A 14,203-nucleotide genomic window follows, 5' to 3' on the forward strand; every position below is an offset into this window, starting at 1 on the left:
GGGCCACGCGGTCGCGTGACCCGGCCCCGGGAGCCGCTGCGGCCGGTCGCGTCGGGGGGCGGACGCCTCCGGCCGTGGGTGGCCCCCCGTCGTCAGGCCGTGTGCAGACGCAGCCCGTAGCGGTTCAGGATCTCGTTGACCGGCTGGTGCCAGGTCTGACCGCCGCTGCTGCAGTTGCCCCAGCCGCCGGAGGTGACGCCCTGTGCCTGGTCGCCGCTGATGAACGAGCCGCCGGAGTCGCCCGGTTCGGCGCAGACGCTCGTCTTGGTCATCTGGTGGACGGCGCCCTGGCTGTAGTTGACGGTCTCGTTCTTGGCGAGGACGTTGCCGCAGTGCCAGCGGGTGGTGGAGCCGGAGCGGCAGACGGAGGCGCCGATCGGGGCCTCCGCCGAGCCGCGGACGAGCTGGTCCGGGACGGTTCCCCAGCCCAGGACCACGGGGACGGTCCACCAGCCGCTGCCGACGTTGACCCAGGCGTAGTCGTCACCGGGGAAGGACGAGCCCTGGAAGTGGCCGATGTGCGTACCGTCCCAGCCGCGGACGGCGGCTCCGGCGCGCCCGCAGTGCCCGGCGGTGACGAAGCCGCCGTGCACCGAGAAGCCGATGGAGCAGCGGACGTTGCCGGTGTAGTACGGGTCGCCGCCGACGGTGCCCGCGGCGAACGGCCGCGGAGCCTCTGAGGTCTCCTGCACGGCGACCGGGCCGGCGTCCCTCGCCCGGTCCAGGAACGCCCGGACATCGTTGTCAGCCCGCTCGGAGGCGACCACGTTGACCACGACCCGGTTGGCCTTCGGATCGACGTGCCAACTGCTGACGCCGGCGGGCGCCTTCAGCGCGTCGATCTCCGCCTTGACCGAGTCGAGCCGGTTGGCGCTGTGGGCGACGAGGCGGACGTCGGCGCCCGTGGCGCGGACGGCTCCGGCCCTGCCCGAGTCGGTGACGGCCACGGTCAGTCTGCCGGTGCCGGCGTCGAACCAGGAGCCGCCGAAGGCTTTGCCGGCGGCCCGCTGGGCCTTTCCTTCGACGGTGGCGGCCTTCTTCTCCGCGGCCAGGCGGGCCTTCGCCCCGGCCTCGTCGAGGCCGAGGTCGCGCTGCATGGCCTCGAGGAGGCCGGTGGAGAGCCGGGGTGCCGGCGCGGGGGTGGCGGACGCGGCGGCGGGGCCCGCTCCGACCGCGGCCCAGGAGCCCAGGATGAGGAGTGCGGACAGGCCGGTACGTATGGCTGTCGTGCGTCTCAAGGCGTTGACCTTTCGGTTGTTCCAGCGATGTGGGGGTTGGAACAGGCCGCATCTGAGAGCGCTCTCAGATGCGCCCGGGGCGGAGCGTAACGGAAAGGGTGGGATCAGGTCCATGCCAAGCGCGCGGGCGTACCCGAGTTGTCCTGATCCCGCCGGGAACCGGCCGTGAAGAAAATGTGTCTGTGCCCAAGACAGCACCCAGGCGGGGGGATCGCCATGAACACCTGGTCCGTATCCGGATACACGGAGTCCCGGGAACTCGGTTCCGGCGGCTGCGGGCGCGTCGTGCTCGCCGTCCACGACGCCACCGGCGTGCCGGTGGCGGTGAAGTATCTGAACGAGCGGCTGCTCGCGGACACCGGGTTCGTACGGGAGTTCCGCGCGGAGGCCCAGCTGCTGGGCGGCCTCGACTCCCCGTACGTGGTGCGGCTCTACGAGTACGTCGAAGCCCCGCAGGGCGCCGCCATCGTGATGGAGCTGGTCGACGGGGTCGCGCTGCGCGCCCTGTTGCTGCGGGAGGGCGCGACCGGTCCCGAGGCGGCGCTGACGGTGCTGAAGGGCTCGCTGCTGGGGCTGGCCGCCGCGCACGGCGCGGGTGTGGTGCACCGGGACTACAAACCGGAGAACGTGCTGGTGGCGGCGGACGGCTCGTCCAAGCTCGTCGACTTCGGCATCGCCGCGGGCCGCGGCACCACGCCGGGCGTCGCGGGCACGCCCGCCTACATGGCCCCCGAGCAGTGGCACGGCGAGCCCGCGTCACCGGCTGCCGACGTGTACGCGGCCACCGCGACGTTCTACGAATGCCTGACGGGCCTCAAGCCGTTCCGCGGCGAGAACATCGCCGAGCTGGCGCTCCAGCACATCGGCGCGCCCGTCCCCGAGGACGACACGCCCGAGCCGGTGCGGCCCCTGATCCGGCGCGGACTCGCCAAGTCGCCCGAGCAGCGGCCGGTCAACGCCGCGGCGTTCGTGGCCGAGCTCGAGGAGATCGCGGGAGCGGCGTACGGCCCCGACTGGGAGGAGCGCGGGCAGCGCAGGCTGGCGGCGCTCGCCGCCCTGCTGCCGCTGCTGTTCCCCTCGGGCGGCCCGGCCGCGGCGCCGCCGGACACCGCCACGACCGCGATCGGCACGGGCGGGGGCGCGGGCATCGGCACCGGGGCCCACCCCGCCGGATGGCTGCCGCCGGCCCTGCGCAAGGCCCTCGCGGGGGCGGCCGCGCTGGCCGTGGCCGCCGCGATCGCCGTCAGCGCCCGGGCGGGCGAGGGCGACCCGCCGGGCGCGGTCGCCCAGGCCGTCGCCACCACCAGCGCGCTGCCGTCCGGCGACGGCGCGCCGGCGCCGGAGGCGGGCGGGACGGACGGCACGCCGGAGCCGTCCGGCTCACCGGCCGCCACCTCTCCCCCGCCCTCCGCGTCCACGAGCGCCGAGCCGTCCGCGCCGTCGTCGCCCCCGCCCGCCACGCCGTCGTACGCAGTGCCGTCGTACGCAGTGCCGCCGACCGTGCCGCCGGCGGAGCCGTCGGCCGAGCCGGTCAGCAGTCCGCCGCCGACGGTCGTGCCGGTGCGGGTGACGTCGGTCGACGTCACCGGGTTCCGGCAGACCGGTCCGGCTACGGCCGCCGCCGCCGTCGAGATCGTGACGGACGGGACGGGTCCGGTGACGATCGCCGTCTCATGGTCCACGAGCAACGCGAAGGGCGAGCCGGGGACCGTCGAGCACACCGGGGCGTTCGAGCGGAGCGGCGCCACCAGCTACACCCTGACCCTGGACCACACCTACCAGGGCACGGGCTGCTACTGGGCCGTCCGGGCGAGCAGCGACCCGGCCGCGGCGAACGGCGCCTCCACCCAGCAGTTGCTGACCAGAGGGGGGTGCCCGGTCCTGTGAACCACCCGCCCGCGCCCTACGGCGACGACGACGAGTACAGCGCCACCGAGCTGGCCAGCCACTGGTTCGAACGGCCGGAACCCAGTGCCGTGCCCGACCGGGTCGAGGGCGACGTGCTGCGTTTCGGCCCCGGTGTGACCGCGTTCGTCCGGCAGCACGGCAGCGGCGCCACGGCCGTCGACGTGTGGCACGGGACGCTCGCCGGACAGCAGACCGCACCGCAGCCGTCGCGCGGACGGCACCGCGGAATGCGGCGGTACGCGCTGGCCGCCGTCGTCCTGGCGCTGGTGCTCGGGTTCCTGGCCTGGCAGCGGTTCGGGCCGCGGATGGCCGTGCGGGACGTGGCCGTGACGGCGTCGGCACAGGGGCCGGGCTGCGACGGGACCGCCGATGTCGTGGGCGTCGTGCGCACCGACGGGCGGCCCGGCACGCTGACCTACCGGTGGGTACGCAGCGACGGGACCACTTCGGGCGTGCTGCGCCAGGAGGTGGCGCGCGGCCAGCGGCAGGCCCGGCTGCATCTGCTGTGGACGTTCCGCGGCAGGGGCGAGTACCGGGCCCGAGCGGAGCTGCGGATCGACTCGCCGTCGCGGCACGCGGCGAGCACGTCGTTCCGCTATCGGTGTCCGTGACCCGCGCACGTATCCGTGCCCGCAGTGGTGCGCGCATTCATTGAAGCGCTTCGACAACGCTCTGGACAGGGCGCAAGGCAGGGAATTACGCTCTGCACCAGTTGCTCGTCACCGACACGCCCGGCTCAGTCGAAGCGCTTCAGCACTGGAGATGTCCATGGTCACCCTTGCCGACGTGGCGCAGCACGCCGGAGTCTCGGCCAGCACGGTGAGCTACGTCCTCAGCGGGAAGCGGACCATCTCCGCGCTCACCCGTGAGCGGGTCGAGCGGAGCATCGCGGAACTGGGCTACCACCCCAACGCCGGGGCCCGTGCGCTGGCGAGCAGCAGATCCAACATCATCGCCCTGATGATGCCGCTGCGCATGGACATGTACGTGCCCGTGATGACGGAGATCGCCATCGCGATCGCCACCCACGCGCGCTCGTACGGGTACGACGTCCTGATGCTCACCGGCGAGGAGGGCCCGGAGGCGGTCCGCCGCGTGGTGGGCAGCGGTCTCGCCGACGCCATGATCCTCATGGACGTCGAACTCGAGGACGCCCGGCTGCCGTTGCTGCGTCAGAGCGGACGGCCCGCCGTACTGATCGGGCTGCCTGCCGAGACCACCGGCCTGACCTGCGTGGATCTCGACTTCGCCGAGGCCGGTGCGCTGTGCGCGGAGCATCTGGCCGGCCTCGGACACCGCGAGATCGCCGTGATCGGTGAGGCCCCGGCGGTGTACGAGCGCCGGACCGGCTTCGCGGAGCGGACCATCGACGGACTCCGGGGGCGTGCACGCCTGTTGGGCCTGCGCGTGCTGCACCGCCCCTCCGAGGGCAGTTACGCGGCGATGGCCGGCACGCTCGGCCAGATCTTCACCGAACGCCCCGAGGTCACGGGCTTCGTCGTGCAGAACGAGACAGCCGTGGAACCGCTGCTCGGCCTGCTGCGCCAGAACCGGCGGGCCGTGCCGGAGGACATCTCGGTGGTCGCCGTCTGCCCGGAACAGGTGGCCGTCCAGGGCTCGGTGCGGCTCACCTCGGTGGCCGTTCCCGCCCGGGAGATGGCACGGCACGCCGTCGACCATGTGATCGCCAAGATCGAGGGCCGTGCGGGCGACGAGGTGGTCCTCCTCGCGCCCGAACTGACGGTCCGGGCCAGCAGCGGCCCGGCTCCGGTCTCCGACTGAGCGCGCCCGCCCCGACCGACCGCTCTCCCTGCGACCGGCCGCTCCTCCTCCGACTGAACTGCCTGCTTCGACTCAACGCCCCCGAATCCGACGCGCCTGTGGCAAAGGCCCCGTCGCGGCCGAAGCCCTGTTCCGGCCTGCTCCCGTCCCCTCGTCCCCGCCCGGCATACCGTCCGTATGCCCTCACTCCCAGGAGTTCCCTCCGTGGACCAGTCAGCGAGTCTCGCCCAGTCCTCCCCCACCGCCGGCACCTTCCGTGAGGACGGGGGCGCCCTGGAGTGGAGCGGGCGGCAGGAGACCGTACGCATCGAACCGTGGGGGCCCGACGCCGTCCGGGTCCGGGCCAGGATCGGCGGCCCGCTGCTGGAGGGGCTGCCGGGCGCGCTGCTCGGCGCTCCGCCCCCCGCCGCGGCGACCGTCAAGACTGAGGACGGCCGCGGACGGGTCGTCAACGGCGCGCTGACCGCGGAGATCGACGCCGAGGGCATGGTGCGGTTCACGGCCACCGACGACGGGCGCGAACTGCTCGCCGAGGAGCGCGCCCACTTCTGGTGGCCCGGCCCCCGCCTCTACACACCGAACGGCAACGGCTACCACCGCCTGGAACAGCGCTTCGCCGCCTACGAGGACGAGAAGCTGTACGGCCTCGGGCAGCACCAGCACGGCCTTCTCGACCAGAAGGGCGCCGTCGTCGACCTGGTCCAGCGCAACGCCGAGGTCACCATTCCGGTCCTCACCTCCAGCCGCGGCTACACCCTGCTGTGGAACAACCCGGCGATCGGCCGGGTGGAGCTGGCGCAGACCGGTACCCGCTGGGTCGCGGACAGCGCCCGGCAGATCGACTACTGGATCACCGCCGGCGACCCGGCCCCGGCGCAGCGGCGCTATTCGGCGGTGACCGGGCGCACCCCGATGCTGCCGGAGTGGGCGGCGGGTTTCTGGCAGTGCAAGCTGCGCTACCGCACGCAGGAGGAACTGCTGTCGGTGGCCCGCGAGTACAAGCGGCGCGGGCTGCCGATCGGCGCGATCGTGTGCGACTTCTTCCACTGGACGCATCTCGGCGAGTGGAAGTTCGACCCGGCCGAGTGGCCCGACCCGGCGGCCATGACCCGCGAGCTGGAGGAGCTCGGCATCAAGCTGGTCGTCTCCGTGTGGCCGTCGGTGTCGCCGCTGAGCGAGAACCACGGGCCGATGGAGCAGCAGGGGCACTTCATCGGTACGGAGTACGGGCCGATGGCCCACGCCGACTGGCCGGACAAGGAGGTGGCGGAGCCGGTGCAGGTCGCGTTCTACGACGCGACGAACCCGGCGGCGCGTGACTTCCTCTGGTCGCGGGTGCGGGAGAACTACCTCGAGCCGTACGGCATCCGCTCGTTCTGGCTGGACGCCTGCGAGCCGGAGCTGAAGCCCGGCTTCTCCGCGAATCTGCGCTACCACGCGGGACCCGGCCTGGAGGTCGGCAACCTCTATCCGCGCGAGAACGCCCGCACCTTCTACGAGGGGATGCTCGCCGCCGGCGAGGAGGAGGTCGTCACCCTCAACCGGTCCGCGTGGGCGGGCAGTCAGCGTTACGGGGCGGCCCTGTGGTCCGGTGACATCGGCACCGACTTCGCCACCCTGCGGCGCCAGATCGCGGCCGGGCTGAACACCGCGCTGTCCGGCATCCCGTGGTGGAACACCGACATCGGCGGTTTCCACGGCGGCGACCCGGACGACGCGGCGTACCGCGAGGTCATGGTCCGATGGTTCCAGTTCGGCGCGCTGTCCCCGCTGATGCGGCTGCACGGCTTCCGCGACCCCGGTATGCCGCTCGGTCCGTCGATGACGGGCGGCCCCAACGAGGTGTGGTCGTACGGCGAGCGGGCCGAGGAGATCCTGAGCTGGTACCTGGGGCTGCGGGAGCGGCTGAAGCCGTATGTGCTGGAGCAGATGCGGGCGGCCCACGAGGAGGGCCTGCCGCCGATGCGCCCCCTGTTCCTGGAGTTCCCGGACGACCCGAAGGCGTGGGAGGTGGCCGACGCCTATCTCTTCGGTCCCGATCTGCTGGTGGCGCCGGTGCTGGCGGCGGGGGCCACGAGCCGTGCGGCGTATCTCCCGGCCGGGGCGCGGTGGACCGACGCCTGGACGGGCGAGGAGTACGAGGGGGGGCGCACGGTGACGGTGGACGCGCCGCTGGAGCGGATCCCGCTGTTCCTGCGGGACGGCGCGGAGCTGCCGGTGGCTCCTTAGCGGGGTGGTGCGGGCCGGGCCGGTCGTACACGCCCGGCCCGGCCGCGGCCGGGCGGAACGGTGGCGCGCCCGCGGCCGGGACCGGACGGGCGTTCTTGCGGGTCGCCGCCGGACGGGCGAAGGTTGCCGGGTCCTCGTCCCGTAGAGCAACCGACTTGCCCAGCAACCCGGTCGGGGCGCCATGTCCCGCCTTGGAAGGAACCCGGTGTCCAGGACTCCCCTCGCTCTCGGCGTCGCCGATCTGCTGCTCCGGCCGGCGTTCGGCTCCCGTCGCACGCCCGACCGGACCTTCGACCGGCTCCTCGCCCGGGCGGGCGGGGCGGAGGGCGACGAGCGGTTCGCCGACGAATTCCGATCACTGCTGCGCTGGTGGGCCGGGGCCGAGAACCTGACCCCCGTGGGCTGGCAGGCGGCGCAGACCCATGTCCGCCGGCACCTCACCAACCGGGCCCGGATCCGGCGGCTGATCGCCGAGCACCCGGCGATCGAGCAAGAACCCGTGGAGAGACCGGTGTTCGTGGTGGGGCTGCCGCGCACCGCGACGACGCTCACGCACGGCGTGCTGTCCCTCTCGGACGAGCACCGTGGTCCCCTGCTGTGGGAGCTGCTCAGCCCCGGTCCGGAGGTGCCGGCCGGCCGGCGGCGCGCGGCGACGGCGCCGGCCCGCCGGCTCGTCGGCGGCACCAACCTGTTCGCGCCGCGCTTCCGCGACATCCACCCCATGACCGCGGACGGGCCCGAGGAGTGCACCTTCGCCCTGCCGCACGCCCTGATGCCGCTGTCCCAGGCCCGGATACCCGAGTACCAGGCGTGGCACTGCGGACGGGACTTCGTGCCCGACTACCGGCATCTGAAGCGGGTCTTCCAGGTGCTCCAGTACGGCCGCCCGCGCCGCCGCTGGATCCTGAAGTCCCCCATGCACCTGGAGAATCTGGACGCGCTGCGCACGGTCTTCCCGGACGCCACCATTGTGTGGACCCACCGCGACCCGGTCACCGTCGTGGCGTCGTTCTGCAGTCTGGTCGAGCACGGCATGGTCCTCAGCACCCGGCCCGTCGACCTCCACGGCATCGGCGCCACCTGGCTGGACCTGCTGAGCCGCGCCGCGGCGCGCGGTCTCGCGGCCCGTGCCGCCATCCCGACGGAGGCGCTGGTGGACGTTCCGTACTCCTGGCTCGGGTCCGATCCGGCGACGGGCGCGCCGAAGCTGTACGACGCCGTCGGCGCCCGCTGGACCGGCGCGGAGGCGGCGCGGCTGGCCGGGGTCGTCGCCCGGCCCAAGGGCGCCCGCCGCCACCGGTACGACCTCGCCCGCTACGGCCTGACCCGCGCCGACGTGGCGTCGGCCTTCGCGGACTACGACGCGCTGCGGGCCGGGGTCGACCGCGCCTGACGGCCCGGCCGGCCCCGGCCCAGGTGCGGTGTCAGCCGCCGCTGACGGTCAGGTTGTTGGTGCGGAAGTCCAGGCCGCCGGCGGACGAGGTGATCTCGAAGCCGAACTGGACGTCACCGATGGTCTCGTTGCCCATCCAGCCCTTGGTGTCCTTGATCCACTTCAGGATCGGCAGGATCTGGACGCGCCCCGCGTTCGAGTCGGAGGTCCGCAGGAACGAGAAGACCTCGTTGGCGCCGTTGTCGCCCTTGTAGACGTCCCAGGTGTGGCCGCCGAGGGTGACCGACCCCTGCGGGCTGCCGAGCGGGCCGACGGGGCCGTGGTGGTTGACCCACAGCATGATCTCGTAGTCGTAGTCGGTGTCCCAGATGTCGTACGAGGTGTTGTACGCGCCGGACGACGGGACGCTGACGTCGTAGCTGCTGTTGAGCGAGGAGAGGGAGGCGATCGGCTTGTTGATCACCTTCTTGGAGTTGGGGTAGGACTTGATGCCGCCGGTGTTCGGGTGGTCGGCCCAGGCGCCCCAGTTGGTGCCGGAGTTGGCCCAGACGCACTGGTTGCCGGCGCCGGAGCCCCAGATGTTGTTGTAGAGGGTGTAGCCGTTCAGGTTCGTGTTGCCCCACTGGTCGCAGGAGTGCCAGACGGCGGCCTGTGCGGGGGCGGCGAGGCCGACGGTGACGCCCAGCGCGAGGGCCGGGGCCAGGAGGGCCGTCAGGACGCGTGGCGTGCGGATGCGTGATGCCATGGGGGGTTCCTTCCAGGGGTGGGGGGATGTTGCGGGGGCTACCGCGCCATGACACGTGTGAGGCGGATGACGCGGTCCTCTCCGGCGACGAGGTCGAGCGGCTCGGCGCCGGACGAAGTCCGGAGTTCGATGCGGTGGCTGCGGGTGGGGCGCAGGACGGCGGTCGCGTCCGCGCCGGGGGCCCAGGTGAGGTCGAGTTCCGCCCCGAACCGGGTGCGTACGCCCGTGAGCCGGCCCGCCGGGCAGAGGGCGGGGAGGGCGGGCAGCAGGACCAGCCGGTCGGGGGTGGACTGCACGAGCATCTCGATGAGCACCGCCGGGAGGGCGTGCGCGGCGTCCGCGTTGTAGACGTCGCGGTGGGGGTAGTGCGCGCTCATCAGGGACGGGTGGAAGAAGTCGCCGTCGAGCACCCGGCCGAGGGCCTGGCCGACCCGGGCGCCGTCGCCGAGCCGGGCCGCGATCAGGGCGTGGTGGAGGTGCCCGTGGGCGGAGTCGTTCTCGGCGCCGCGCAGCTCGAGGGCGCGGTGGGCGGCCGCGGCGAGTTCGGGGGTGTCGTAGGGGTTGATCTCGTCGAGCGGCCAGACGCCGTAGAGGTGGCTGAGGTGGCGGTGGTCGTAGCTGTCCGCCAGGCCGGGGCGGGCCCATTCGGCGAGGGCGCCGTCGGCGTTGATCCGGTGCGGTGGGAGACGGTCGGCGAGGGCGCGCCAGCGGTCGGCGTGCTCGGGGTGGCGGTCGGCGGCGGTCAGCAGGGCGTGCCGGGCGGCGGAGAGGTCCATGGCCGCGTTCACCGTGCCCCAGCTCGCGTTCGCGGGACGGTTCTCCGGCGAGTAGGAGGGGACGACGACCACGCGGCCGCTGTCGTCGGTCCGGGTGAGGAAGTCCTCGTAGAACAGGGCGACTTCGGCGAGTGCGGCGGTGGTGCGGGGGTCGTGGGCGCCGCGGCTCTCGTCGTGCTCGACGAGGGGCCCCAGCAGCCAGTCGGCGCCCGCCGTCCACAGGTGCAGGGGGTATTCGCGGCTGAAGTGGCAGGTGTGCCCGGACTCGCCGTCGGTGTGCGAGGGCGCGACGACGCCCCGGGCGCCGAAGATCGCGCGGGCGTTGTCCCGCCAGTGCGGGAGCTGCCCGTGGATCAGGGCGGCGTGGGCCTCGGTGACCTCGGGGAGGGCGGCGGCCGTGGCGGAGGCGGTCTGGAGGTTGAGGTTGGCGTTGGTGGTGAAGGCGCCGGACCATGCGGTGTTCCAGTCGCCGGTCCACAGGCCGACCAGCCGGGGCGGCAGCATGCCGCTGGCCGACAGCAGGTGGTAGCGGCCCGCGGCGAAGAGCCGTTCCAGCAGGGCGGGACCGGGCCTGCGGAGCAGTTCGCCGCCCGGCAGCTCCCGCTCCGCCGGGTCGGCGTCCAGGCTGAGCGCGGCGCGCTCGTAGGCGTCGCGGTGCGGCGGGAGATGGCGCGCGAGGAGCTGCGGGTACGCGCCGGTGGCGTACGCGCCGGCCGGCGCCACGAGTGCCCGGAGGGCCGCCGCCTGGGTGTCGGCCGGCTCGTGGTCGGCCGGGTGCCGCTCGACCCGGGTCAGCAGCAGCACCGCCGAGGCGCCGGTCACGCGCAGACCGTGCCGGGTGCGTGTCGTGCTGCCGCCGGTGACGGCGACCAGGGTGGTTCCGGTGAACGAGGTCCGCCCGTTCGGGTAGTCGACGCGCAGCCGCAGCAGGGCGGCGCCTGCTCCGTCGGGCTCCTCGGTGGCGGCGCGGGTGATCCGCAGTCCGCCGGGCAGGCCCGGCAGTTGCTCGTCGAGGATGAGTTCGGCGCTCAGGCCGCCCGGTTCCGTCGTCGTCCGGTGGACGATCACGTCGTCGGCGCGGGAGACGAACACCTCGCTGCGCCAGGCGCCGCGCGCCGCGGTCACCACACCCGAGGTGAAGTCGACCTCCCTGCGGTAGGTCCCGGCCGTCGCCGCGGCGTCGTGGGTAAGCCGGACGCGGACCTGGAAGGCGGGGTGGAAGGGCTGCACCCACAGATGCGGGTGTCCGGCCCCGAAACGTTCGGCCGCCGTCGTGTCACCGGCCAGCAGCGCGTCCTGGAGCGCCGGCAGCCCGGCGGCGAGCTCCGGCGGGCCGGCCGTCTCGCTGCCGTTCGGGCACACCAGGGTGTGGTGGTTGACCACGACCCGCTCGTCGCCGGCGTCGCCGTACACCATCGCGCCGTGGCGGCCGTTGCCGCTGAGGAAGGCGTCCTCCCACCGCGTGGCGGGAGAGGGTTCCCACGTCCCGTGTCTCACGCCCGTTCCGCCTCGGGTACGGCCTTCAGCACGGCGGCGCCGTGGCGGTCGAGCCGGACCGGGCCCGAGACCGGGTCGCCGGTGAGCAGGTCCCGGTGGTGGCCCGGCACCGTGACGGTGACCGGTCCGGGAGCGTGGTTGAGCAGGAAGAGCAGGTCACCCCGGCGTACGGCCTCCAGCCCGGCCGGCCGGTCCGCCAGCACCGGCCGGACCCCGGCGTCTTCGGCGGCGCGTGCGAGCAGGCCGCGCAGGGCGGCGGGGTCGGGGAGCGTGGAGACGTACCAGGCGCTGCCCCGGCGCAGGACGGCCGGCAGACCGGCGAGTTCACCGCCGGTGTAGACGCCGACGGTCTCGGCGGTGGACGGCTCCAGCTCCTCCGACCAGACCGTGCCGAGGAAGGGCCCGGGCCCGGCGCAGGCGACCGTCTCGCCGGCCTCCAGCGGCCACCATTCGTGGACCGTCGCGATGCCGAAGAGGTCCCTCAGCCGCTCGTCCATGCCGCCGGGCCTGACGCGGTCGTCGCCGTCCGCAGTGCCGGTGAGGAAGCCGGACACGAGCGTGCCGCCGCCTTGGACATGGCGGACGAGGTTGTCGACGGCGGCGTCGGTCAGCAGATAGAGGTGGGGCACGACGACGAGGCGGTAGGCGCTCAGGTCGTGCTCCGGGTGGGCGAAGTCGGTGGTCAGGCCCGACTCCCACAGGGCGCGGTGCCAGGCCCGGACCACGGCCGGGTAGTCGAGGTCGCGGGAGAGCCGGCCCTCCTGGTCGCCCGCCCACCAGGAGTTCCAGTCGTGCAGGATCGCCACGCCGGCGGGCACGCCGGCCCCCGCGACCTGCTCGCCGATCCCGGCGAGGTCCGCGCCGATCCGTTTGATCTCCTGGTAGGTGCGGCCCTGTTCGCCGGCGTGGGTGACCATCGCCGAGTGGAACTTCTCCGCGCCCTGCCTCGACTGCCGCCACTGGAAGTAGCAGACGGCGTCCGCGCCGCGTGCCACGGCCTGCAGCGACCAGAGGCGGTTCAGACCGCGGGGCTTGGGATGGTTCACGCCCCGGAAGTTCACCGGCCCCGCCGCCTGCTCCATCAGCATCCACGGACCGCGCGCCTGGGAGCGGGTCATGTCCTGGATCATCGCTCCGTACTGCCCGCCCAGCGGATCACGCGGGTCCGGGTAGATGTCGACGGAGACGACGTCCTCCTCCTCGGCCCACCGCCAGGCGTCCTGCCCCGTCCAGAAGGGCATGAAGTTGGTCGTCACCGGCAGCCGCGGGGTGCGCGCCGCGACGATGTCCCGCTCCGCGGCGTAGCACTCGAGGAGCGCGTCGGAGGTGAACCGGCGGAAGTCCAGGGTGCAGCCGGGGTTGCGCAGGTACTGGGCCTTGCGAGGCGGCAGGACCTCCTCCCAGTCGTCGTAGCGCTGGCTCCAGAAGGCGGTGCCCCAGGCGTCGTTGAGGGCGTCGAGGGTCGGGTACTTCTCCCGCAGCCAGCGGCGGAAGTGGGCGGCGGTCCCGTCGCACCAGCAGTACGTGCAGTACTCGTTGTTGATGTGCCACATGCGCAGCGCCGGGTGGTCGCCGTAGCGTGCCGCGAGGTCCTCGGTGATCGCCGCCGCGTACTCCCGGTAGACCGGTGAGCTGGGGCAGAAGTGCTGGCGGGAGCCGTACCAGACCACCGACCCGTCCTCGCCGCGCGGCAGCGTCTCGGGATGCCGGACGCCCATCCACGGCGGCGGGGAGGCGGTCGGGGTGGCGAGGACGACCCCGATGCCGTTGCCGCCCATCAGGTCCATCAGCCGGTCGAGCCAGCCGAACTCGCGTGCTCCCGGGCGGGGTTCGATCTTCGCCCAGGAGAACACGCCGAGCGTGACGGAGTTGACCCCGGCCTGATTCATCAGCCGTGCGTCCTCGAGCCAGGTCTCTTCCGGCCACTGCTCGGGGTTGTAGTCGCCGCCGAAGAGCACCCGGCGGCCGGTGGCGTCGTTCAGGGAAGGCATGGCAGGACTCGCTTCGTCACGAAGTGGCCGGGGGAAAGGGGTTGTGAACTGCTGTCGTGTGACGGTGCATGTGTGCGTTCTGGCGTTTATGGGTGTCTTGTGGGCCGGCGTGTGCGGGTTTGCATCCTGGGCGGTGGTACGGGGATTCGTCTGTCGAATGGGTGACCCTTACGGGTCTCGGTCGTTGGGATGGTGGCGGGTGTGTGTGGTCCGGGACGGAGGGGGTGGTCACGGTGGGCGGTCTGCGGGAGGTGGCGGCGCCGTTCGTCGATGCGTGCCCGGCCGGCCTCCATGGCCGATGCCACCGGTATCGCGATCATCGCCGTCGACCCCGCCTACACCAGCAAGTGGGGCGCCCAGCACTGGCAAAAGCCGATGGTCGGCCCCCACCGCAAGACCAGCCGTCACGATGCGGCGAGCATCGCGATCGGCAGGCGCGCCCAAGGTCACCGGATCCGGCGACGGACGACACCGCCCCCACACGACCGGAGCGATCGCGTGGGGCATCGGACCGTCCAGGCCGGCCCGGTATCCCTCGGGCGTGAGGAACCCCCGTTATGTTTTTCGCGGTCCTGCAACGGGACCGCTGGCCTCCGGGCCCGGCATGACTGTGTCCCCCTGTCGAAGGCATGACCTGGGGGGTG

9 protein-coding genes and 1 pseudogene are annotated in these 14,203 nt (G+C 73.2%); 6 read left to right on the top strand and 4 right to left on the bottom strand.

Annotation, left to right across the window (positions count from 1 at the left end):
- Window positions 1–92: 92 nt before the first annotated feature.
- Complete coding sequence (locus ACFYOP_RS22985) at window positions 93–1,238, bottom strand: S1 family peptidase (RefSeq protein ID WP_356892986.1); 1,146 nt, start codon at window positions 1,236–1,238, stop codon at window positions 93–95.
- A 216-nt stretch (window positions 1,239–1,454) separates the two neighbouring features.
- Between ACFYOP_RS22985 and ACFYOP_RS22990 the strand changes: the two genes are divergently transcribed.
- The 5 genes from ACFYOP_RS22990 to ACFYOP_RS23010 all read left to right on the top strand — a co-directional run bounded on the left by ACFYOP_RS22990 (window position 1,455) and on the right by ACFYOP_RS23010 (window position 8,550).
- Complete coding sequence (locus ACFYOP_RS22990) at window positions 1,455–3,125, top strand: protein kinase (protein WP_356892984.1); 1,671 nt, start codon at window positions 1,455–1,457, stop codon at window positions 3,123–3,125.
- Entirely contained in the window at window positions 3,122–3,757 is a 636-nt protein-coding gene (locus tag ACFYOP_RS22995) for a hypothetical protein (RefSeq protein WP_356892982.1), read from the top strand. Before ACFYOP_RS22990 ends, ACFYOP_RS22995 begins: the two co-directional genes overlap by 4 nt.
- A 157-nt stretch (window positions 3,758–3,914) precedes the next feature.
- The gene (locus tag ACFYOP_RS23000; RefSeq protein ID WP_356892980.1) at window positions 3,915–4,928 is read left to right on the top strand and encodes a LacI family DNA-binding transcriptional regulator; all 1,014 of its coding nucleotides are present in this window, start codon (window positions 3,915–3,917) and stop codon (window positions 4,926–4,928) included.
- A 177-nt stretch (window positions 4,929–5,105) separates the two neighbouring features.
- Window positions 5,106–7,157 carry a glycoside hydrolase family 31 protein gene (locus tag ACFYOP_RS23005; RefSeq protein ID WP_356892978.1) on the top strand — a complete coding sequence of 684 codons (2,052 nt, stop codon included), beginning with the start codon at window positions 5,106–5,108 and terminating at the stop codon, window positions 7,155–7,157.
- Between the two features lie 205 nt (window positions 7,158–7,362).
- Window positions 7,363–8,550: a sulfotransferase gene (locus ACFYOP_RS23010; protein WP_356892976.1), complete on the top strand. Its 1,188-nt coding sequence runs from the start codon at window positions 7,363–7,365 to the stop codon at window positions 8,548–8,550.
- Window positions 8,551–8,581: 31 nt separating this feature from the next.
- Here the strand turns inward: ACFYOP_RS23010 and ACFYOP_RS23015 are convergent, their stop codons facing one another.
- Genes ACFYOP_RS23015 through ACFYOP_RS23025 form a run of 3 tightly spaced genes read right to left on the bottom strand, consistent with a single transcriptional unit; the run spans window position 8,582 to window position 13,559 of the window.
- Window positions 8,582–9,295: a hypothetical protein gene (locus ACFYOP_RS23015; protein WP_356892974.1), complete on the bottom strand. Its 714-nt coding sequence runs from the start codon at window positions 9,293–9,295 to the stop codon at window positions 8,582–8,584.
- A gap of 38 nt (window positions 9,296–9,333) precedes the next feature.
- Complete coding sequence (locus ACFYOP_RS23020) at window positions 9,334–11,568, bottom strand: glycoside hydrolase N-terminal domain-containing protein (protein ID WP_356892972.1); 2,235 nt, start codon at window positions 11,566–11,568, stop codon at window positions 9,334–9,336.
- The gene (locus ACFYOP_RS23025) at window positions 11,565–13,559 is read right to left on the bottom strand and encodes a beta-galactosidase (protein ID WP_356892970.1); all 1,995 of its coding nucleotides are present in this window, start codon (window positions 13,557–13,559) and stop codon (window positions 11,565–11,567) included. Before ACFYOP_RS23025 ends, ACFYOP_RS23020 begins: the two co-directional genes overlap by 4 nt.
- Before the next feature lie 270 nt (window positions 13,560–13,829).
- Between ACFYOP_RS23025 and ACFYOP_RS23030 the strand changes: the two are divergent.
- Window positions 13,830–14,108 (top strand): annotated as a pseudogene (locus tag ACFYOP_RS23030) (IS200/IS605 family accessory protein TnpB-related protein); the annotation flags it as partial.
- Window positions 14,109–14,203 lie beyond the last annotated feature (95 nt).

This window comes from Streptomyces sp. NPDC006294 (genome assembly GCF_042870895.1).
In the GTDB taxonomy this organism is placed as follows: Bacteria; Actinomycetota; Actinomycetes; order Streptomycetales; family Streptomycetaceae; genus Streptomyces.

Coding starts and splice junctions, on each gene's coding strand:
- ACFYOP_RS23015 (WP_356892974.1), bottom strand. CDS start 9,295: ATGGCATCACGCATCCGCACGCCACGCGTCCTGACGGCCCTCCTGGCC.
- ACFYOP_RS23005 (WP_356892978.1), top strand. CDS start 5,106: ATGCCCTCACTCCCAGGAGTTCCCTCCGTGGACCAGTCAGCGAGTCTC.
- ACFYOP_RS23000 (WP_356892980.1), top strand. CDS start 3,915: ATGGTCACCCTTGCCGACGTGGCGCAGCACGCCGGAGTCTCGGCCAGC.
- ACFYOP_RS23025 (WP_356892970.1), bottom strand. CDS start 13,559: ATGCCTTCCCTGAACGACGCCACCGGCCGCCGGGTGCTCTTCGGCGGC.
- ACFYOP_RS22990 (WP_356892984.1), top strand. CDS start 1,455: ATGAACACCTGGTCCGTATCCGGATACACGGAGTCCCGGGAACTCGGT.